Source organism: Variovorax boronicumulans (genome assembly GCF_040544675.1).
GTDB lineage: Bacteria > Pseudomonadota > Gammaproteobacteria > Burkholderiales > Burkholderiaceae_C > Variovorax > Variovorax boronicumulans_D.
Map to the genome: position 1 here is coordinate 436,267 of NZ_JBEPKK010000004.1, position 20,320 is coordinate 456,586.

A 20,320-nucleotide genomic window follows, 5' to 3' on the forward strand; every position below is an offset into this window, starting at 1 on the left:
CTCCCTCTTGATCGCCGAACGTCGCAACGGCCCCGAGGGTACAGGGCTACGCGTTACAGGCCCAGGGCATCCAGCAATTGGCGTGCCGGCCAGCGCTCCGGCCTTTGCGGCCAGGCTTCGAGCAGCGCGACCATGCGCGCATTGCGCGGCGCGCTCAGGCCGTGCTCCTGCGCAAGGCGCACCACCTCGCCGCTGAGCGCATCGATCTCGGTGCGGCGGCCCAGCGCCAGGTCGTCGGCCATGCTGGAGCGCGCCTTGGCGTCGATGCGCAGCATGCGCGCGGCAACGATGCGAAAAAGCCAGTCGGGCAGCCGCAGCAGGCCCGACAGGCGCTGCGCCGGAACGGCCGCCACCTGCGCGGGCACGATGCCGCTCACGCCGAGCACACCCAGCGTTTCGTCGATGAGCGCGGCAAAGCATTGGCGGTAACCGCGATGCATCAGCTGCTCGCGCAGCGGCAGACCCGAGAGCGCGTTGACCGGGTTGTTGAGGTTGAGCAGCAGCTTGCCCCACTGCACCGGCAGCAGGTCTGCGTGCAGGTCCAGCGGCACGCCGGCACGCTCGAACACCGGAAGCCAGGGGCGCAGTGCCACATCGTCCTGCGCGGCCAGCCGGCCGGGCGTGCCGCGATGAAAGGCGCCCTCGCCGATCTCGGCCACGTTGTACGGCACCATGCCGGGCCGCACGTTGAGCGACGGGCCGGCCTGCGCGGCCACGTCGCTGTTCGAAATACCGTTCTGCAGCGAGACCACCATGGTGCCCGCAGGCAACGCAAAAGCCAGTTCGCCCGCCGCCTCGGCGGTGGCGCCGCTCTTCACGCAAAGAAGCACCAGCGAGGGCCTGGCGCCGGCCGGCACCTGTTCGCACAGGCGCAGCGCCGAAGGCGGGATGTGGTGCTTTGCGCCCTCGAGGTCGCTGAGCGTGAGGCCGTGGCTCGCGAGCTTGTGCAGCACGCGGGGCCGTCCGACGAAGGTGACGGGCACGCCCGCCGCGGCGAGCCGGCCGCCGATGTAGCAGCCGATGGTGCCCGCGCCCATCACGAGCACCTCGCCGTGAGGCGCGCCAGACTTTTCGCCGGGCGGCGCTTGCGTCATCAGACGCGTTCCGCGACCCAGCCCTGAACCGACTTCAGCGCGGCAGGCACGCCCGCCGCATCGGTGCCGCCGGCCATGGCCATGTCGGCCTTGCCGCCACCCTTGCCGCCGACCTGCTGCGCCACGAAGTTGACCAGCTCGCCGGCCTTGGCCTTGCCCACGGTGTCGGCGGTGACGCCGGCCGCGATCTGCACCTTGTCGCCATCCACCGCGGCCAGCACGATGATGGCGGTCTTGAGCTTGTCTTTCAGCTTGTCCATGGTGTCGCGCAGCGTCTTGGCATCGGCGCCGTCCAGCTTGGCCGCGAGCACCTTGATGCCGTTGATGTCCACCGCCTGCGCGAGGAGCTCGTCGCCCTTGGACGATGCGAGCTTGCCCTTGAGCGCGCCCACTTCGCGCTCCAGCGCCCTCACCTGCTCCAGCACCTGCGTGAGCCGGCCCTGCAGCTCGGCAGCGGGCGTCTTGAGCGTGGCGGCCACGCTCTGCACGGTGGATTCGAGGTCCTGCAGGTACGACAGCGCATTCGCGCCCGTGACGGCTTCGATGCGGCGCACGCCTGCGGCCACGCCGCCTTCGCTCACGATCTTGAAGAGGCCGATGTCGCCGGTGCGGCCCACGTGGGTGCCGCCGCAGAGTTCGCGGCTGGTGCCGATGTCGAGCACGCGCACGGTCTCGCCGTACTTCTCGCCGAACAGCATCATCGCGCCGGTCTTCTGGGCCGATTCCATGTCCATCACGCGCGCCTGGGTGGACACGTTGGCCAGCACTTCGGCGTTCACGCGCTTCTCGATCTCCAGGATCTGCGCGTGCGTGACGGGTGCGTTGTGCGCGAAGTCGAAGCGCGTCTTGTCGGCATCGACCAGCGAGCCCTTCTGCTGCACGTGGTCGCCGAGCACTTCGCGCAAGGCCTTGTGCATCAGGTGGGTGACCGAGTGGTTGCGCATGGTCGCGTTGCGGCGCTCGCCGTCGACCGCGGCCTTGACCGCGTCGCCGACCTTGAGCGTGCCTTGCGTTTGCGTGCCGTGGTGGCCGAACACGTCGGCCTTGATCTTCTGCGTGTCGTCCACACCGAACTGCACGCCTTCGGCGCTGAGCACGCCCTGGTCGCCGACCTGGCCGCCGCTCTCGGCATAAAAGGGCGTGGTGTCGAGCACCACGATGCCGGGCTGGCCTTCCTTCAGTTCCTGCACGGCGGCGCCTTCGAAGTAGAGCGCCAGGACCGTGGCGTTTTCTTCCAAGTGCTCGTAGCCGGTGAAGGTGTTGCCCGCGCCGGTGTATTCGACGTTGCGGTCCATCTTGAACTTGCCACCCGCACGACCCGCGGCCTTCTGCTTTTCCATGGCGACGTTGAAGCCGGCTTCGTCGACGCTCACGCCGCGCTCGCGGCACACGTCGGCCGACAGGTCGAGCGGGAAGCCGTAGGTGTCGTGCAGCTTGAAGGCGACGTCGCCCGGCAGCGTCTTGGCGCCGCCAGCGAGGGCCGCGTCGAGGATTTCCATGCCGTTGGCGAGCGTCTCGAAGAAGCGCTCTTCCTCGGCCTTCAGCGTGTCGGTGATGCGCTTTTCATCGGCCACGAGCTTGGGATACGCATCGCCCATGAGCTTCACGAGGTCGGGCACCAGCTTGTGGAAGAAGGGCTTCTTCTGGCCCAGCTTGTAGCCATGGCGGATCGCACGGCGCACGATGCGGCGCTGCACGTAGCCACGGCCTTCGTTCGAAGGGATGACGCCGTCGGCCACCAGGAACGAGGTGGCGCGGATGTGGTCGGCAATCACGCGCAGCGAGTTGTTCGACAGGTCTTTCTCGCCGGTCTCGCGGGCCGCGGCCTTGATGAGCGCGTCGAAGATGTCGATTTCGTAGTTGCTGTGCACATGCTGCAGGATCGCGGCCAGGCGCTCCAGGCCCATGCCGGTATCGACGCAGGGTGCGGGCAGTTTCTTGACCGAGCCGTCGGGCTGCATGTCGAACTGCATGAACACGTTGTTCCAGATCTCGATGTAGCGGTCGCCGTCTTCATCGGGGCTGCCGGGCGGGCCGCCGGGGATCTCGGGGCCGTGGTCGTAGAAGATCTCGGAGCACGGGCCGCAGGGGCCGGTGTCGGCCATCATCCAGAAGTTGTCGGACATGTAGCGGCCGCCCTTGTTGTCGCCGATGCGCACCACGCGCTCGGGCGGCAGGCCGATTTCCTTGGTCCAGATGTCGTAGGCCTCGTCGTCCTCGATGTAGACGGTGGCCCAGAGTTTTTCGGCCGGCAGCTTGTAGACCTTGGTGAGCAGCTCGAAGGCCCAGGTGAGCGATTCGCGCTTGAAGTAGTCGCCGAAGCTCCAGTTGCCCAGCATCTCGAAGAAGGTGTGGTGGCGCGCGGTGTAGCCCACGTTCTCCAGGTCGTTGTGCTTGCCGCCGGCGCGAAGGCAGGCCTGGACCGAGGCGGCGCGCACGTAGGGGCGCTTGTCTTCGCCCAGGAACACGTCCTTGAACTGGACCATGCCCGAGTTGGTGAACATCAGCGTCGGGTCGTTGCCCGGCACCAGCGAGCTCGAAGCCACCACCGTGTGGCCCTTGGAGGCGAAGAAATCGAGAAAGGTCTTGCGGATGTCCGCGACCGTGATTGTGGGCTGGCTCATCTTTGGATTTCGTCTTCTGTCGAGGCCGGCCCGGCGATGGCGACCCGCGTCGAAACCACTCGTTGAACCGATCTAACTGCTTGATTTGCTTGAACAAACGATTATAGGTTTGCTATGTGTCCCGGGCAGCGGCCCGGCCTCGGCCCGGCGCCAGGGCGCATGATCGGTTCGCCGCGGCTAACATGCGCGCTGAAGCCGGATGACCGAACCCAAGCGAGTCGGCTTCGTCCTGTTCATATGCACAGCATGAATCAAGGAAAACGCATGGCAGGTCTTGAGGCCCAGCACTGGAAGATCGAGGACCTCGATTTCTCGCGCATCGCGCTCGACAGCGTGCGTCCGGACGAGAACCTTTTCTACCTCGTGACTTCGGCCTCGTTCATCGAGAGCGGCTCGGACCTGTACACGCACAACCTGGTCGATTTTTTTCGCGGCGACGACGAAGTCACCGACTGGCTCTCGAACTACTGGGAACCCGAAGAATTGCAGCACGGCCGCGCCCTGCGCGCCTATGTGCGCCATGTGTGGCCCGAATTCGAATGGGACACGGCCTATCAGGGCTTCCTCGAAGAGTACGCAACCTACTGCAAGGTCGAGTTGCTGGGCCCCACCCGCGCCCTCGAAATGACGGCCCGCTGCGTGGTCGAGACCGGCACCGCCACCTACTACCGCGCCATGGCCCGCGCGACCACCGAGCCCGTGCTGCACGACCTGGCCACCCGCATCGCGACCGACGAGGTCAATCACTACAAGCATTTCTATCGCTTCTTCCGCCGCTACCGCCAAGAGGAAAAACTCAGCCGCTTTCGCGTGATCGGCACCATCGGCCGGCGCACCCTGGAGCTGAAAAGCGAAGACGCCGACTGCGCGATCCGCCACGCCGTGAAGGCCCGGGCGCCTCATCGCGTGCACGACACGGCCTACGTGCAGCATCTGAGCGCGCGCATGAACAGGACCATCCGCGCCAACCTGAGCGCAGGCTCCACGCTCAAGATGCTGATGCGGCCGCTGGAGTTGCCGGCGCGGCTGCAGACGGTGATCCAGTACCCGATCAAGCAGTTCATGCAGCACGTCTTCTTGCGCTAGCGCCCAGGGCATCACAAGAAAAGTCGGCTCCCGCCGACAAGCGCTTGGCCGGTTTCAAGGCCTTGTCCTGCATGGCTTTTTTGCGCTCCCATGTTTGAATTTACTGATCAGTATTTCTCATGGAGCCAGAACAATGGAGGCCAAAAATTCAAGCCCCGGGGAGAGTCAGCCGAAGGCAGCCCTGCTGAGCAGTGGCGTGCCGGGATTGGACGATGTGCTGGGCGGCGGCATCGAGCCCCACCGCCTGTATCTGGTGGAGGGAACGCCGGGCGCCGGCAAGACGACCATTGCCTTGCAGTTCCTTCTCGAAGGGACGCGGCGGGGCGAATCGGTTTTGTACGTCACGCTCTCCGAAACAGAAACCGAATTGCGTGGCGTGGCCGCGTCGCACGGATGGGACCTCGTCGGGCTGCACATGCGCGAAATGCTCCCGACGCAGGAAAGCCTGCAACCCGAAGAGCAGTACACGATGTTTCACCCCTCGGAAGTGGAACTGAGCGAAACCACGCTGCGCATCCTGAGCGACGTCGAAAAGCTCAAGCCTTCTCGCATCGTCTTCGATTCGCTTTCTGAACTGCGGCTGCTGTCGGGCACCTCGCTGCGCTACCGCCGCCAGATCCTGGCGCTCAAGCAGTTCTTCGCCGGCCGGCAGTGCACGGTGCTGCTGCTGGACGACATGACGGCCACCGAGCACGACCTGCAGGTGCAGAGCATCGCGCACGCGGTGCTGCGGCTGGAGCAGCTGAACTCGGACTACGGCTCGGCGCGACGTCGCCTGCTGGTGGTCAAGTACCGGGGCCAGCGCTATCGCGGCGGCTTTCACGACTACAAGATCAATCGCGGCGGCCTGCAGGTCTTTCCGAGGCTCGTTGCGAACGAACACGCCAGCGACACCTCGCTCCTCAGGATGACCAGCGGCATCGCCGAGCTGGACGAGTTGCTCGGCGGCGGCATCGAAAAGGGAACGAGCACGCTGCTGGTCGGCGCACCGGGCACCGGCAAGTCGTCGATGGCGGTGCAGTTCGCCTATGCAGCCGCGAAGCGCGGCGAATGCGCCGCGCTGTTCATCTTCGACGAAGGCGTCAACACGCTGCGCGCAAGGTGCGCCGGTCTGGGAATGAACCTGGACCCGTTCATCGAATCGGGCCACCTGCGCATCAAGCAGGTCGATCCGGCAGAGCTCTCTCCGGGCGAGCTGGTGCACGAGATTCGCGTGGCCGTGACCGAGCACAACGCGGCGATCATCGTGATCGACAGCTTGAACGGCTACCTGAATGCAATGCCCGACGAGCGCTTTCTGATCGTCCAGTTGCATGAACTGCTGACCTACCTGGGACAGGCCGGCGTGGCCACGCTGTTGATCGGTGCGCAGCACGGCCTGATCGGCATGCAGATGCAGACGCCCGTCGATGCCAGCTACCTGGCGGACTCCGTGGTGCTGCTGCGCTACTTCGAGTTCGAGGGCGAAGTGCGGCAGGCCATATCGGTGCTCAAGAAGCGCGGCGGCGCCCACGAACGCACCATCCGCGATTTCTCCATGGACGGCGGCGGGCTGCATGTGGGCCAGCCCCTGCGCCACTTCAGGGGCATCCTCAGCGGCATTCCGGTACCCGTTGACGGCGTTGGCGCCGCTGTGCCGTGACGGCGGACACCGCAACACCCGACGACCCGCAACTGCGCGTCCTCCTCAGGACGGCCACATCGAAAGATGCTGTGATGGCAAGCGCGGTGCTTGAGCGGGCGGGCATCGCCACGCAGGTATGCGCCTCCATGCCCGAGCTGGTGCAGCAGATCGGCGATGGCGCGGGTGCCATCCTGGTGTCCGAGGAGATGCTGACGGGCAAGGACGCAGCCGGCTTCCTGGATGCGGTGTCGGTTCAGCCCCCGTGGTCGGACCTTCCGGTGCTGGTGCTGGCCCGGCAAGGCGCCGATTCGCGGGCCATCGCCATCGCCATGGAGGGCATGGCCAACGTCACGGTGCTGGAGCGGCCGATTCGCGTGGCCGCGCTCGTGAGCGCCCTGCGCAGCGCCCTGCGCGCGCGGCGGCGCCAGTACGAGCTGCGCCGCATCCTGAACGACCTGAACGAAGCCGACAAACGCAAGACCGAATTCCTTGCCACGCTGGCGCACGAACTGCGCAACCCGATGGCGCCGCTGAGCACGGCGCTGGCGATCCTCACACGCAAGACGCTGACGCCGGAAACCGCCAAGCCCTACTACCAGCTCATGGGCCGGCAGATCGATCACATGGTGCGCCTGGTGAACGACTTGATGGAGGTCTCGCGCATCACGCGCGGCAAGATCGAACTGCAACTGGGCGAGTTGACGGTCGATCAGGTGATTCGCGATGCGGTGGAACTGAGCCGCCCCTTGATGGACGCCGGCCGGCATCGGCTCGAAGTGCATCTGTCGGCGGCACCGCTGGCCGTGCAGGGCGACGGCGTGCGGCTCACGCAGGTGTTCTCCAATCTGCTGAACAACGCGGCCAAGTACACGCCCGAGGGCGGCCAGGTCGATGTGTTCGTCGAGCGCGACGACGGCCATGCGGTGGTCCGCATCCGGGACAACGGCGTGGGCATCCCGCGCGAGATGCTGAACTCGATCTTCGACATGTTCGTGCAGGTCAGCGGCACCGCCAGGGCGGCCCAGGGCGGGTTGGGCATCGGGCTCACGCTGGTGAAAAGCCTGGTCGAGCTGCACGGCGGCTCGGTCAGCGCGAGGAGCGACGGCCTCCGCAAGGGCAGCGAGTTCACGGTGACGCTGCCGTTGATCCGGCAGAGTGCCGGGAGCGGCGAATCACCTGGCGGCGCCTCCGACGAAGCCGTCATCGCGCGGCACAGCATTCTTGTTGTCGACGACAACCGCGATGCGGCCGAGTCGCTGGTGGCCCTGCTGGAGATCATCGGGGCGAGAACGGCGGTGGCCTTCAACGGCCCGGATGCGTTGAAGCAGGCCGAGAGCTTCAGGCCGACGCTGGCAATCCTGGACATCGGCATGCCCGGCATGGACGGCTGCGAACTGGCGCGCAGGCTGCGAGCGGACCCCGCGCTCGAGGGCCTGACGCTGGTCGCGCTGACCGGCTGGGGCCAACCCGACGACAGGGCTCGCATCGCCCAGGCCGGCTTCGACCATCACCTGTTGAAGCCCGCCGACATGCAGGAGCTGTCGACGGCGCTGCGGCAGTTGGAACAGCGCGGGGCATCAGCGGGCGCAGGGGGATAGGCGGCGGTGCGTCGATCGCAGGTCGGCCATGGCCATCGGCGATCTGGCGATCCGAAGCCCGCGCGGCGAACGTCAGGAATGCTGGGCAACGAGCACCAGCACGCCTGCGAGCGAAATAGCACCGCCAATGATTCTTCTGAAGTTTTTCATCTTGCGCTCCAAGAGTGAGCCCTCGATGGTGCCGGCTCTGCATGCCCCGTGGCTTTGGCAATATTCATGCGCGAGATAGGAATCGCCTTGGTCCCTCGTTTTTGCGTAGCACAAGCCGATGTCAGGTTTTCCGTTTCGAATGGGGACAATGCTGTGGAAAACCATGTGCGCAGCGCGCGGAATCGTTGCCTGGCGTGGCCTGCAACGCGGTGCCTCCAAAAGCAGCAGCAGAACGAAAAATATTTGGACTTTCGTTTTCAGCCGGGGACCACAACGCCTCTGATACAATCTCGGCTCGCTCGGCCAACCGCCGAGCGTTGCCTGGCCAGGCAAGCCGAATCTCACACCGGCGCGTCGAAGTCACTACGACGAGAAAAACAACAGGTGGCTTCCGCAATTGAACATTTGCCGTAACGTGGACCGCGTGAGAGTTCACGACCACATTCCAGAGCCCGCCGCGTGCGGGCTTTTTCAATGGCGAAGGCCCCCGCCCTACGCTGCGCTGCTCTCGAACGCATTCGCCAGTGCGCTCTCTTCTTCACGCGGCAGTTCGGCCAGAAACGTCGCGACGATGATGGCCGCGGCACGGCCCACCTCGATGACCTCGCCGATGTCGAACTGAAGCGCCGCCGTCTTGCCGGTAAAGCCCAGCGGGCGGCGCAACTCCAGGAGCACCTCGGATGCCAGCTCGCGATCGGTGCGCGCGCGGCCGTCCGGGCGCATCACCCACCGATCCACCTGATCGAACGGAATGCGTCTAAACACACCGACAACAGGAAAATACTGAAACCGCTCTTCGTCGAGCTGGATCGGAATGCTGAAACGGCACAGGAATGTGCCCGCCTCAGGTGACAGTTCATTCATCTCTCCCATGAGACACCTCTATTTCGTTGTGAGCGAAGTGTGCTGCACCGGTCCGAAAACTGGAGTGGCTGGTCGGCGACATAGGCCACAACAAGACACAGTTGGGCAACTTGCTGGGCAAAAAGCAGCAATAGTTCACATGTCGTGCGCCGCGCGGGCAAAAAAAACCCAGCATTCGTGCTGGGTTGAATCTCTTCGGTGCTGTCACGCACAGAGAACTCGCACTTCGAAGCGAGTTCACAAAATCTAGGGCCTGCCGCTCCTTCGTCATGTCAGACGGGGCCGACAGTTCCGTTGGCGGTAGCACCAGTTGTAAACCGCCATTTGCCAACTTGTTCACGGTTTTAGGCGTGTCCTACGCCATCAGCCTATTTTTGGCTTACATCTCAAAACGGCGTCCCATCCGACGATTGCATCGCTGTCACGCAACAGGGCTCCACAAAAGAAGAGCTCTCTGTTTTGTCTTAGAGCGCCCGCGAGGGCTCCTCGAACCCGCTACGGCGGGTATTTTTTTGCCCTCACGACGCCGGGTTCAGGTCCTCGAAGGCCCGGGCCGAAGCGACCGTCGGCATGCTTGCCGAGGGAGCCCTGCCTTCCAGGGTGTCACGCCTCAAGCTCCAGATGCAGGCGCCCAGACGCAGCAGTCTTTCGACCCGGCTGTCGTAGAGCGGGTTTTCCACGTCCTCTTCAGCGATGAGTTCCGCGATCTGGGCCATCGCGTCCGAAGGTGTGAAGCCAAGGCCAGCGCGGGCCATGTCGATCACGGTGATCAGTACATCTGTCTTTTGCATGCATTCATCGTGCCGACGAACGAAAGCGCCTGCAAGGCTTCGACGGGTCGAAAGCGATGCGATCGATAGCTATTTGTGACTTTGTCGGCCACGGCACACAGCGATGGCAGCCTCCAGGCGACACATGCGCTTCAGGCCCGACCGTGGCGGCTTGCAAGCGCGTCAGGACGTACCCGGCATCGGCCCCTGCCGGGCGTCGCTCAGATAGGTGATCTCATTCGGGTGAAAAGGAACCCCGCGGTGCATGCCCAGCAACTTGACCCTCACGCAGTCGCCGCACACCCCGGTAATGACACCGCCTCGCCCCCGGATCTCGACCGCGCCGCCTCTTCGAGCAGGCACGGAGTATTTGAGACGGATGGCGGCCAAGTTGTCGGGTTTGCTGGAAGTCATGATGGTGGGTTCCTGAAGCGATAGGACCCCAGCGGGTTGCCGGGGCAGATCGGCGAGATGGGTGCGCCGCAATCCCGTCAGGTGGACGAGAGAACTTTAGTAAGCGCACTTGCCAACGCTGTCCCTGTCGGACGGACGCTTGAGAGCGTGTACGGTCGGTTGCGGTCGATCGAGCGCGGGCCCATGGGCTTTGCGCTTCCATGGCTGGCCAAATCGAGTTCTGTCGCGCCCCGACTGTGGCAAGGCCGCACTGATAATGCGCAGCTCCGGGCATCGTCCGGACTGGCGCTAGAATCCGCGCCTGCCGCGGGTGTAGTTCAATGGCAGAACGGCAGCTTCCCAAGCTTCATACGAGGGTTCGATTCCCTTCACCCGCTCCAGCATCTGTCGGAGGCGCCAAGCGCGGCTCAAACTATCACCTGCAGCTCAAGATCCCGGCTCGACTGCAACCAGTCATCAAACTCAGCTTCTGGGCCCGCTCAGTTTGGGTGGTCGCCGGGATGGACGCGCAGCGCCTTGGCCTCCAGGGCCAAGACTGGTTGCAGCTTGCAGATGCGGCGCTGACCGAAGTGGTCAAGAACTACGAATCACCGCCAAGTTCACCTGTGAGGCAACCGCCGATTACAGGAGCTTTTGACGCTCAAGCCGCCTCTGGCGCCATTTGCGAAACGCCCAATCACCCAACCAACCACCCGCGATAGCGCAAGTAGCCTGCACGGCAAGGACGACTACAAAGGCTTGAGTGAGATCGCTCTCGCTTTGGGCTTTGTTCACTTCGTACCACTGACCGATTGGCACGAGCACGCCCTTTGCTACAACAAAACTAAGCAACAGCCCCCCAAGCACAATGCAGAGGAGGCGAAGTAGGATTTTCATAGAACCTGCCAAAACCAAATGGCTTGCGCTACACGCATGTCGGTGAGCGTCCCCTCCCAAGAGAGATGCCACTGAACGCGGAAATACGACATGAGTTCCGTCATTCGCCGCCCGTTCCAGAGGTCTATGTGGTCACCTTGACGTCCCTCGCCCCAGTAGTTCTGGATAAACACGATGCCGGTGCGTCCTGCGATTTTTTCGAACCCCTCTTTGCCAGAGTATTTCTCGGTACGCGACATCAGACCTGAGGTTCCAGAATCCAGCCAGTTTGCCAACTCCTGAGCCCGAATCGGATACTTTGGGCTGTCCTTCTGCCAGGAGTAAACACCTCGAAAACTGCTCAGGTCCACGCTCGACCGGATAAAGGCGGTGCCCACATCTTCCAAAGCACCTCCAAGTTGTGGGAGCCAGGATCACTAGTTTCCTCCTTGTCGAGCAATCGCCAGGCGAGCTCAATCAAGTTCTTGATGCTCAACTCAAGCGACTGGCGATAGAGAAACATGACGGGATAAACCAAGATGACCGGCGCCATCAGGCGATCGAGGCAGGGCATCGCTTGGGGTGGGATTGACCCGGCTCCCAATTGTCCGCCGATCAGCGCCTCGCGTGACTAGAACCACCCATAGTCCACGTCATACCGCGGTTCGCACGAGGTGCCGCCCAACGCACTCACACAGGCAGTGCCCGGCGGCATCGGGGCATAGCCAGGCCCTGAAGACGGAAACGGCGTCAACGGCGGCGGCGCCCCATGGTCAACAACGCCAGGGTCATAGATGACGTCGGTCTCGTACTCCTGCCCCCAGGCCGTGAATGTGGTCACCATTTTTTCCCAAGACTGAGTGTTGTCCTGGTCGTAGTTGATTTCCGTGCGGATGCCGTTGTCGTGATAAACCTTGGCATAGTCCTCTCGGCCTTGTGCGTCGAAGTGCGATTCGACCCGCGTCCAGACTTGACTGCCATCCTGATCGTAATCAAACCAGTTGCGGCTCCCATCGTCCATGAACATGTTGGCGTTGTCTTCGCGACCCTGGGCATCAAAGTGCGATTCGACTCGCGTCCAGTTCTTGCTGCCGTCCTGGTCGTAGTCGAACCAGTTTCGGCGCCCATCGTCCATGAACATGTTGGCGTTGTCTTCGCGACCCTGGGCATCGAAAAGCGATTCGACCCGGCTCCAGCCTTGGCTGCTGTCTTGATCGTAGTCGGTCCAGTTGCGGGTACCGTTATCCATGGTCACGCTGGCCCAATCCTCGCGCCCCCGGGCATCGACTCGGTTTTCCCAGATACGGTCGCCGCGCTCATTGTTCTGATCAAAGTCCGTCCACACCTTGCTACCGTCGTCCATGGTCACGCTGCGCCAATCCTCGCGCCCCCGGGCATCGACTCGGTTTTCCCAGATACGGTCGCCGCGCTCATTGTTCTGATCAAAGTCCGTCCACACCTTGCTACCGTCGTCCATGGTCACGCTGCGCCAATCCTCGCGCCCCTGGGCATCGTAGTGCGAGTCAGCATGCACCCAGTCTTGGCTGCCACCTTGGTCGTTGTCCGAGCGATCCCGCGTCCCATCGTCGCGATAGAAATCTGTGAAGTCGGGTTGCCCCTGCTTATCGAAGGCCGTGAAGCGCGTCGAGTAATCCGCGTTGTCTTGGGCACCGTCGATTTCAGTTGTTTGAATTACTTCTCCCGTGGAACTGTATTCCGTGGTCTGACTGTCGCCCGACGAAGAGCCCTCCGTCTGCGTCACTATCTCGGTGAACGAGCCGTCCGGGTTCTCTCGCAGTTGCGAGGTCGATTGATCTTTGGTGCCTTGATCACCGGGAGTGGCGGGTTGGAAAAGCTCCGGGTGCGATTGCTTGAACTCGTAGGCAGGAGTGCCAGGGGTATGCAGCGGATCTTTCAACGCATCCGCTGGCGACCTGCGTCCATCGGCATCGGTCGTGAAAAGCCCTCTGCGTTCATCGGCGGGGATCAGGTTGATCGGCAGCGCGGTTCTCGACGTGTTGATTTCAGTCAGGTTGCCGGCTCTGGCCACAAACTGAACGAAGGTCGTGCAGTTTTCCCCGCCAAACTTCGCGATGCCGTCATAGGTGTGACCGGTGCGATCCCATTCTGCAACCGCATTCTTCATTGCTTCATATTGCACTCCAGTAATAGGAACGGTCTTGCTCCAACCCACATCGTCAATATACCCAGCACGTTCATTTTTTGGGTCTCCTTGTGCGTGAGTGGCGAGTCCGCTTCCGACATTGCCAGGCCCGTGTGGTGAGCCCGCTGAACTTGGCGCAAATCCAAAGTACTGCACACCTCCATTTCCGTCATTCAGCCCGAGGAAGGTATGCGGTGTACCGACGTTGTCTACGTAGATTGTGATGCTCGGCTGACCCATGGCGTAGCTCCCTTTGGTATTGCAAAGTTGGTGTGGACGGAAAACAAGAATTTCAACCGGTCACTCAATGGATCTTGAGCTGAAAAATGGCCGATTAACGAGAATGTGTGGCTTGAGAAAGTCGAGTTCCTTGCCATCGCGCAGCACGATGACACGCAAGCGATAGGAACCCACGCCTTGATCGCCAAATCCTGACAAGGTCCGAGTAATGGCAGTGGCGCCATAGGTGCCGCCGCTGCGCTCTACCAAGTTGTCATGTTTGTATTGCGTCACCATTTTTCCATCTTCACGCAACAACTCCCAACGCAAACTAAAGCCGGGCGTCGTTATATTGCACTTTGGACGAAACCCCTCGCCAGGAGCATCAGTCCAACAAACGTCATAGGCTCCGTCCACCTTTTTTTCAATGGGCCTATTTGTGTCGGTTCTGACAAACCCAAGCGCCACAGCCCATCGCTCCTTAGGCCCCTTGATCTGGAACGGCTGGGTCGTATGCACATATCCCGCACGCAGTTGGATGGGTTCAGCCAACAGTGCCGCAGGAAAAACTTCTCCCACCGGCACCGGGTTACCCGGCGTGGTCAAAACCGTTGGCGTGAAGGCACATCCACCGAGCAGGTTGATAGAGACGCCTAGCGCCAAGGCCATGGCGACTGCACGCCAGTTGCCGCGCGGTGTTCGACGCCACGCGAAGGACCTTCGCGGATGATTCGTTGTGTTCATGTGCTCCCTCTTCGTTCTTCGAGCTTGCATTCGTTGTTCCCGTGATGATGATTTAAATCAGTCGCCATTCCTATAGGACAAATGTCCCGACTATTTCAGAAGCACGATCAGTTCGGAGCGTCCGCGTACCGCCAAATGGGCGTAGATACCGGCCAACTGGTTGCGTACGGTTTTCTCCGAAATCCCCAGCGTCTGCGCAATGGCCTTGTTGCTCATGCCGCCGACCAGGTGGCGCACGATGTCCTTCTCGCGGGGCGTCAATTCACCAATGGCGACCGAACTTCCTTCTATGCTCATGGCCGACTTCTCGGTTTGCGCAATGTGCGAGAGAAAGAGGTCGTTGAGAACCGGCGCCAGGAGACGCAATGCCTCCAAATGCCACGGCGACAGGGGCGTTTTGACACCCGCGAAGCCGAAGTAGGTTCCTGCATTAGCCTTGACATTGAGCACTCCGTGGCCAGCGACATTGCGCAGGGCGAATGTCTCGATCTCCTCGATCTCGAAAGCACTCGCATAAGGCGGCGGATTCTTCGGATCGATAAAGAAGGGTTGGCGATTGGCGAACCACCATTGGAGCGACCCGCGCTGCGACAGTTCGAACGTCTTGGCAATCTGCTGCAGGTAGTCGGCTTCGTGACCGGATGCGAGCATGTGAGTGACCTTCAACTGTCCGGCCACAAGTTCCCCATGCCCCAGCACCACGCCTTTGTAGGGGAAGAATGCCTGTAACGGCCCTTCGAGCCAGCCCGGGAGATCAAAGCCCGTAGCCTGAGGATCGGTTACAGCCGACAACCAGGCTTGCAAGTCTGACGACGAGAGGTGCTTCACCGCTCCCGGAGGCTGCGCCGGATGCCGTCAAGCACCGGATCGAACAGGTAGCGCCAGGCACTACGCTCGCCGGTAGCGATGAAGACTTCGGCCTGCATGCCCGGCGTCAAGGTCAGCGTCTGTCCGGCCAACTTGCCTGCGGCTTGCAGCGCCTGGGGGCTGACCGTCACATGCGCCACGTAATAAGCCATGGTCGGATTCGGCCCCCTTGGATCGGTCAGCCGGTCCGCGCCCACGTAGCTCAGCGTGCCGCCGACCTGCGGCGTGGCGCGCGTACGGTAGGCTGTCAGCATCACGTGGGCGCCATCGGCGCGGCCCTGCGCCTGCCGGGCATCGCGGATGTCGCTGGGTGCAATGCGCGCCTCGATCACCAACTGCGAATTCTCCGGAACGATCTCCAGGACCGGTTCACGCGGGCCGATGGCCGCGCCGATCGTATGTACCTTCAGGTCGACCACCTCGCCAGCGACCGGCGCCGTGATCCGTTGCCTGGCCTGCGCGTCCAAGGCCGGACGCAGTTCCTGCATGGTGAGTGCAAGCCGGGCCGTCACCTCCTTCAATTCGTCGGCCGCGGCGCGTGCGAATTCGGTCTTTTGCGAAGACAGCTTCAGCCGAATGTCTGCCTCGCGTTGGCGCGCCTGCGACAGCTGGGTCTGCGTGCCTTGCGCCCGGGCACGATAGTCGGCGACGCTGCGCTGCAGCTCGATCAATCGAGCTTCGCTCACGAAGCCATCGGCCCTGAGTTTTTCGTTCGAAGCCAGATCGCGGCGAGCCAGTTGCAGGGCCGAATCGGTTGTGGCGATCAGTTCCTGCTGCGTCACGATTTCGCGCTGGGTCTGGGCAAGTTGCTCGTTCAGCCAATGCGCTTGTTCGGCTTGCTGACGTGCCCGGGCAACGAACAGGTCCTTTTCGCGGTTGGCCAGTTTCTGCAGATAGGTTGTGTCGCCGTCGACGATGAATTCGCGCAGCGCCCGCAGGCTCGGCTCGAATGTCAGGTTCGACGCCTCAGTCTCTGCTTGCAAGCGCTGGATCTTCAAGGCACTGGCTGCTGCCTGTTCGCGCAAGCTCTGCACGGTGGCCGCCACGCGTGCATCGGCCAAGGTGATCAATGCCTGCCCCTGTGCGACCCGGTCTCCGTCCTTGACGTGAATGGCGGCAACGATGCCGCCTTCGGCGTGCTGAACCGTCTTGCGGTTGCCCAGGGATTTGACGGTACCTTCAGCAATGACCGCCGCGGCCAGAGGGGCCAGGGCTGCCCAGGCACTCAGCGCCACGACGCCGAGCATGGCGCCTGCGATGCCCAGGCGCAAGGCGCGACGCTTCGCCAGCAGCCACAGCGGACGGTCTTGTTGCTCCGCAAGAGTCCTCGATAAAGGAGACGCGGACTTTGCGCCCGGTGGCCAGTTCCACTTCATGCGCCGGCCACTTTCTGGTTCGACGCCTTGAGCGCCTGCTGGTTGTGGTGCGCGATCCATTGGCGCACCTCTTCGCGCGGGCCGAATTTTTCCGCCACACCATTGCGAAGAAGCAGGACATGGCTGGCCAGGGTGATCAGATGCGGGCGGTGCGTCACGGCCACGACCGTTGCGCCCAGCTCGCGCAGGCCGTGCAGGCAACGCTCGAGTGCGGCGTCACCGTCTGCGTCGAGCTGGCTGTTGGGCTCGTCCAGCACGATCAGGCGGGGCACATCCAGCCGCCCACCGGGCGTCGCGTACAGGGCGCGGGCCAGCGCGATACGCTGGCGCTGGCCTCCCGAGAGGATTTGTGCCCCTGCCTCCATCCCCAGCGGCATGTCGTAACCTGCGGGCAGGGCGGTGATCAGATCGTGGGCGCCTGCTCGGCGTGCGGCCAGAACGACCGCCTGACTCTGCGCCGGCGTCAACGGTTCGGTGGATTGCCACTGGCGGGCGATGTTGTGCGCGATGCTGCCGCTGTGAAGAAGCACGTCCTGTGGCAGATAGCCGGTGGCCTGGCCACGGGCTTGCGCGCTGTATTGCCGCAGTGCCGCCCCGTCCAGCGCGACTTCACCCTGTGTCGAGGGCATCACGCCCGCCAGGATGCGCGCCAGCGTGCTCTTGCCACTGCCACTCTCGCCCAGGATGGCCAGCATGGCACCGGCGGGAAGCTCAAAGTTCAGGTTGTGCAGGACGGCGGCGCCACCTGCGGTGGACCTGACGCCCAGGCCTGTCACGCGGAGCCGGCCTTGGCATGTTGGCAAAGCGGTCTCGGGACGCGCAGAGCGCGGCGCGCAGGCCGTGTGGCCGTCTTGTCCGGAGAGAGCCTGCTGCAGGCGTGCCGCCGCTTTTCGCGCTTCCAGCCAAGGCTTCCAACTGCCGATCAGAATCTCCATTGGCATCAGCGTCTTGCCCAGCAGAATGCTGCCAGCGATCATCACGCCCCCAGTCGCTTGCCCCTGAAGCACCAGCCAGGCACCGGTGGTCAACATCGCGAACTGCAGGGCCTGGCGGATCAGCTTGCCCAGTGTCTTCAAGCTATGGCCTGGCAATTCAGCACGCAGGCGTGCCCGCTGCGCACCATTTTGCAAGGCCGTCAGGGCCCGTGTCACCTGATCCTGTTGGCCGTGTGCGTGAAGGACTTCGACAAAGGCGGTGATTTCACCGCCTCTGGCATGGCTGAGCGCCTGCGCCTGTTCGGCCATGGCCGTGGCCTCCCGCAGCCGCCATTCGGTGAGCCAGGCCAGGCCAACGAGAACCAGAACGCCCACGAGCGCGACGCCGCCGAGCAAAGGATGAAATGCCGTGATCACGAGCAGATAGATCAGGCTCCACGGTAAATCCGAGAAGGCGATCAGGGCAGGGCCGCCAAGGTAGCTTCGCCAAACAGCCAGGTCACGCCAAACCTGCTGAGCGCGATGGCCGAATGAGTATGCCGGTGCATCGAGGAGCAGCGGCGTCAACTCGGCCGCGAGCCGTTCTTCTCGTTCGGTTGCGCGTGCTGCAAACCAATGCTCCCGGGCCACCTCGACGACCCACCAGGCCGCCAGCGCCAATGTCGCGGCGGCTAACAACATCAAGAGGGTCTCGCTGCGGCGACTGCTCAGAACACGATCATAGATCTGCAACGTGACCAGGGTTGGAATCAACAACAGGAGATGAACGATGGAACTGGCAAGGAATACCAGACCCATCTCGCCCAGCGACGACCACGGAACAAGCATGCCGCTGCGCGGCTGTCGTCCAGCTGACATTTTGCCCCCCTCCCTAGCACTTTGGGCTCTAGCTACGTCGCCTGGAGGCGCCGTGCTTTTCAAGTTTATTGAACCAAAGTCTGCCATGCGGGCGCCGCATATGCAACTCAACGGCGATAGCGACCGGGTGTCACAGTCAATCGATTCGTGTGAGATTTTGTCGAGTATTCGAGAGTTAATAGATCGACCCTCCACATGCAAGACTTCAAGGACAGGCAATCGCAACTATACGAAGCCTGGGAAAGTCATCGAGCACATGAAGGTCGGCCCGCTGATGCTGTGGCCAGGCGTTCCTTGCCAAGCATCACGCATGCACGGTTCGTTGACCGACCGAAACTGGGGGGGGAAAGTCCGACACTCGTGTGAATGCGGCCAGCGCCTTGCCGTACCGTGCTTGAGATGTCTTCGAATGCTGCATGCGCGGCAGATTGGCCTGCAGCCCGCGAGATCCTCGGCACCAAGCAGCAAGGTTGCGTTGCGCCGGCCATTGATCGTGAATATGAAATAGTTGGCGCTCGTGACCGTGATGTCGACCACTCGCTGCGCCGCTGTGACGTATGTCGTGCGTCGAGCACATTGCGTGTGACAGTGGCTTCTGCACAGAGCTTCGCAGCAAGCTGACGGCACTGGCCGAGACCGTCGATCAGGGTTTTCCGCAAAACGCGGGCGTTGCCTAGGGGCCTAGCAAGGTGCTGATCTACGGCTACGCCACGGGCACCTTCAGTTCGCGCAAGCTGGCGGCCAAGCTGCACGAAGACGTGGCCCTGCGGGTGCTGGCCGCGGAGAACTACCCGGCGCACCGCACGCTGTCGGACTTCCGGGCGCTGCACCTGCAGGAGCTGGCGGCGTTGTTCGTGCAGGTGGTGCGCCTGGCGCGTGAGTGTGGCCTGGTCAAGCTGGGCACCGTCGCGGTGGACGGCACCAAGCTCAAGGCCAACGCCAGCCGTCACAAGGCCATGAGCTATGACCGGATGGTCAAGGCCGAGGCCGAGCTCAAGGCGCAAATCGATGGCCTGCTAAACTGTGCCAAGGCTGCTGACGACCTGGAGAAGAACGAGCCCGATCTGGACATCCCCGGCGAGATCAAGCGCCGAGCGGATCGGCTCAAGGCGATCACCGAAGCCAAGCTGCGCCTGGAGCAGCGCCAGCAAGAGGCCGACGCCGCCCGCGGACGCAGCGCCGACGACAAACGCAAGCTCCGAGACAAGACTGGCAAGCCCAAGGGCGGACGCTACAAGCGCGACTTCGGCGTGCCCCAGGACAGCGCCCAGGAGAGCTTCACCGACAGCGACAGTCGCATCATGAAGCGCTCTGACGGGGGCTACGACTACAGCTACAACGCCCACACAGCGGTGGACGAGGCCGCGCAGATCGTGGTGGCGGCAGAACTGAGCAACAACGCCGCCGACAGTGATCGCCTGCCGGTGCTGATGGTGGCGGTGAAGGCCACCCTGGGCGAGGACGCACGACAGGTGCTGGCCGATGCGGGATTCCGTTCGGAGGCGGTGTTCGAGCAGCTCAAGGGCAGTCCGAGCGAGTTGATCGTGGCGCTGGGCAGAGAGGGCAAGCAGGCGCTGGAAATTGACGCCGAGCAATACCCGCGCACCGCTGCGATGGAGGCCAGGCTGAAGACGCCCCAAGGCCAGGCGGCCTACCGCAAGAGGAAGTGGATGGTGGAGGCGCCCAACGGGTGGATCAAGAGCGTGCTGGGCTTCAGGCAGTTCAGCCTGCGCGGGCTGCACAAGGTCAAGGCCGAGTTCAAGCTCGTGTGCATGGCGCTGAACCTGCGAAGAATGTGCGCCCTGCGGGCCATCTGAGGGGGCATTTGCACCCCGATGCCGCCGCGCAAGGCGGTCATCAGGTCAGCCAATGGTCGTGTCACGCCTCGCTCGGGATGCGAGCGACGACCAATTCGATTGCCCCCGCGCCGCGTCGCTCTCTCCCAGGCCCAAACAGCACCTCAACGCTCTGCCGCGCAGACCCCTAGTGTCCTGTCCCGTTAATTCGCCCGCATAGGCGGGTGAGTTTTTCGAGGATCGAATTGGCCGTTGCTGTCCATGTGAACGGCTTGCAGTTCT

The 20,320-nt window shown here is 63.0% G+C and carries 14 protein-coding genes, 1 tRNA gene and 1 pseudogene; 5 read left to right on the plus strand and 11 right to left on the minus strand.

Translation table 11 applies throughout. The features are described 5' to 3' along the window. Nucleotides 1-53 precede the first annotated feature (53 nt). Complete coding sequence (locus ABIC90_RS10665; RefSeq protein WP_354354071.1) at nt 54-1,094, minus strand: 2-dehydropantoate 2-reductase; 1,041 nt, start codon at nt 1,092-1,094, stop codon at nt 54-56. Further along, nucleotides 1,094-3,718: an alanine--tRNA ligase gene (gene alaS, locus ABIC90_RS10670; RefSeq protein WP_354354072.1), complete on the minus strand. Its 2,625-nt coding sequence runs from the start codon at nt 3,716-3,718 to the stop codon at nt 1,094-1,096. Before alaS ends, ABIC90_RS10665 begins: the two co-directional genes overlap by 1 nt. Before the next feature lie 264 nt (nt 3,719-3,982). Here alaS and ABIC90_RS10675 point away from each other — a divergent pair, with 264 nt between their 5' ends. The 3 genes from ABIC90_RS10675 to ABIC90_RS10685 all read left to right on the plus strand — a co-directional run bounded on the left by ABIC90_RS10675 (nt 3,983) and on the right by ABIC90_RS10685 (nt 8,026). After that, nucleotides 3,983-4,804 carry a ferritin-like domain-containing protein gene (locus tag ABIC90_RS10675; RefSeq protein WP_354354073.1) on the plus strand — a complete coding sequence of 274 codons (822 nt, stop codon included), beginning with the start codon at nt 3,983-3,985 and terminating at the stop codon, nt 4,802-4,804. 133 nt (nt 4,805-4,937) lie between these two features. Further along, nucleotides 4,938-6,446 carry an ATPase domain-containing protein gene (locus ABIC90_RS10680; RefSeq protein WP_354354074.1) on the plus strand — a complete coding sequence of 503 codons (1,509 nt, stop codon included), beginning with the start codon at nt 4,938-4,940 and terminating at the stop codon, nt 6,444-6,446. A gap of 74 nt (nt 6,447-6,520) precedes the next feature. Continuing rightward, nucleotides 6,521-8,026: a hybrid sensor histidine kinase/response regulator gene (locus ABIC90_RS10685; RefSeq protein ID WP_354354075.1), complete on the plus strand. Its 1,506-nt coding sequence runs from the start codon at nt 6,521-6,523 to the stop codon at nt 8,024-8,026. A gap of 642 nt (nt 8,027-8,668) precedes the next feature. Here ABIC90_RS10685 and ABIC90_RS10690 read toward each other — a convergent pair. The 3 genes from ABIC90_RS10690 to ABIC90_RS10700 all read right to left on the minus strand — a co-directional run bounded on the left by ABIC90_RS10690 (nt 8,669) and on the right by ABIC90_RS10700 (nt 10,224). Continuing rightward, nucleotides 8,669-9,049, minus strand: coding sequence for a hypothetical protein (locus tag ABIC90_RS10690; protein ID WP_354354076.1), 381 nt, complete (start codon nt 9,047-9,049; stop codon nt 8,669-8,671). Nucleotides 9,050-9,558: 509 nt separating this feature from the next. Further along, nucleotides 9,559-9,831: a hypothetical protein gene (locus tag ABIC90_RS10695; RefSeq protein ID WP_354354077.1), complete on the minus strand. Its 273-nt coding sequence runs from the start codon at nt 9,829-9,831 to the stop codon at nt 9,559-9,561. A 162-nt stretch (nt 9,832-9,993) separates the two neighbouring features. Next, the gene (locus tag ABIC90_RS10700) at nt 9,994-10,224 is read right to left on the minus strand and encodes a hypothetical protein (RefSeq protein ID WP_354354078.1); all 231 of its coding nucleotides are present in this window, start codon (nt 10,222-10,224) and stop codon (nt 9,994-9,996) included. 306 nt (nt 10,225-10,530) lie between these two features. On the opposite strand from ABIC90_RS10700, the gene ABIC90_RS10705 reads away from it, so the two are divergent. Then, nucleotides 10,531-10,604: transfer RNA gene (locus tag ABIC90_RS10705), tRNA-Gly, on the plus strand. A gap of 492 nt (nt 10,605-11,096) precedes the next feature. Here ABIC90_RS10705 and ABIC90_RS10710 read toward each other — a convergent pair. The 6 genes from ABIC90_RS10710 to ABIC90_RS10735 all read right to left on the minus strand — a co-directional run bounded on the left by ABIC90_RS10710 (nt 11,097) and on the right by ABIC90_RS10735 (nt 18,212). Then, nucleotides 11,097-11,477 (minus strand): T6SS effector amidase Tae4 family protein, encoded by a 381-nt coding sequence (locus ABIC90_RS10710; protein ID WP_354354099.1) that lies wholly within the window; start codon nt 11,475-11,477, stop codon nt 11,097-11,099. A gap of 233 nt (nt 11,478-11,710) precedes the next feature. Continuing rightward, nucleotides 11,711-13,483 carry a hypothetical protein gene (locus ABIC90_RS10715; protein WP_354354079.1) on the minus strand — a complete coding sequence of 591 codons (1,773 nt, stop codon included), beginning with the start codon at nt 13,481-13,483 and terminating at the stop codon, nt 11,711-11,713. Between the two features lie 60 nt (nt 13,484-13,543). Beyond that, nucleotides 13,544-14,206, minus strand: a complete 663-nt coding sequence (locus ABIC90_RS10720; RefSeq protein ID WP_354354080.1) for a hypothetical protein — start codon at nt 14,204-14,206, stop codon at nt 13,544-13,546. Between the two features lie 90 nt (nt 14,207-14,296). Next, entirely contained in the window at nt 14,297-15,010 is a 714-nt protein-coding gene (locus ABIC90_RS10725) for a helix-turn-helix transcriptional regulator (RefSeq protein WP_354354081.1), read from the minus strand. Between the two features lie 20 nt (nt 15,011-15,030). Next, the gene (locus tag ABIC90_RS10730; RefSeq protein WP_354354082.1) at nt 15,031-16,449 is read right to left on the minus strand and encodes an HlyD family type I secretion periplasmic adaptor subunit; all 1,419 of its coding nucleotides are present in this window, start codon (nt 16,447-16,449) and stop codon (nt 15,031-15,033) included. Continuing rightward, nucleotides 16,446-18,212: a type I secretion system permease/ATPase gene (locus ABIC90_RS10735; protein WP_354354083.1), complete on the minus strand. Its 1,767-nt coding sequence runs from the start codon at nt 18,210-18,212 to the stop codon at nt 16,446-16,448. Before ABIC90_RS10735 ends, ABIC90_RS10730 begins: the two co-directional genes overlap by 4 nt. Nucleotides 18,213-18,928: 716 nt before the next feature. On the opposite strand from ABIC90_RS10735, the pseudogene ABIC90_RS10740 reads away from it, so the two are divergent. Next, nucleotides 18,929-20,059: pseudogene (locus ABIC90_RS10740) on the plus strand (transposase); the annotation flags it as partial. Between the last annotated feature and the right edge of the window lie 261 nt (nt 20,060-20,320).

Coding starts and splice junctions, on each gene's coding strand:
- ABIC90_RS10715 (WP_354354079.1), bottom strand. CDS start 13,483: ATGGGTCAGCCGAGCATCACAATCTACGTAGACAACGTCGGTACACCG.
- ABIC90_RS10675 (WP_354354073.1), top strand. CDS start 3,983: ATGGCAGGTCTTGAGGCCCAGCACTGGAAGATCGAGGACCTCGATTTC.
- ABIC90_RS10685 (WP_354354075.1), top strand. CDS start 6,521: ATGGCAAGCGCGGTGCTTGAGCGGGCGGGCATCGCCACGCAGGTATGC.
- ABIC90_RS10680 (WP_354354074.1), top strand. CDS start 4,938: ATGGAGGCCAAAAATTCAAGCCCCGGGGAGAGTCAGCCGAAGGCAGCC.
- alaS (WP_354354072.1), bottom strand. CDS start 3,718: ATGAGCCAGCCCACAATCACGGTCGCGGACATCCGCAAGACCTTTCTC.
- ABIC90_RS10695 (WP_354354077.1), bottom strand. CDS start 9,831: ATGCAAAAGACAGATGTACTGATCACCGTGATCGACATGGCCCGCGCT.
- ABIC90_RS10730 (WP_354354082.1), bottom strand. CDS start 16,449: ATGAAGTGGAACTGGCCACCGGGCGCAAAGTCCGCGTCTCCTTTATCG.
- ABIC90_RS10665 (WP_354354071.1), bottom strand. CDS start 1,094: ATGACGCAAGCGCCGCCCGGCGAAAAGTCTGGCGCGCCTCACGGCGAG.
- ABIC90_RS10690 (WP_354354076.1), bottom strand. CDS start 9,049: ATGGGAGAGATGAATGAACTGTCACCTGAGGCGGGCACATTCCTGTGC.
- ABIC90_RS10700 (WP_354354078.1), bottom strand. CDS start 10,224: ATGACTTCCAGCAAACCCGACAACTTGGCCGCCATCCGTCTCAAATAC.
- ABIC90_RS10735 (WP_354354083.1), bottom strand. CDS start 18,212: ATGCTTGTTCCGTGGTCGTCGCTGGGCGAGATGGGTCTGGTATTCCTT.
- ABIC90_RS10720 (WP_354354080.1), bottom strand. CDS start 14,206: ATGAACACAACGAATCATCCGCGAAGGTCCTTCGCGTGGCGTCGAACA.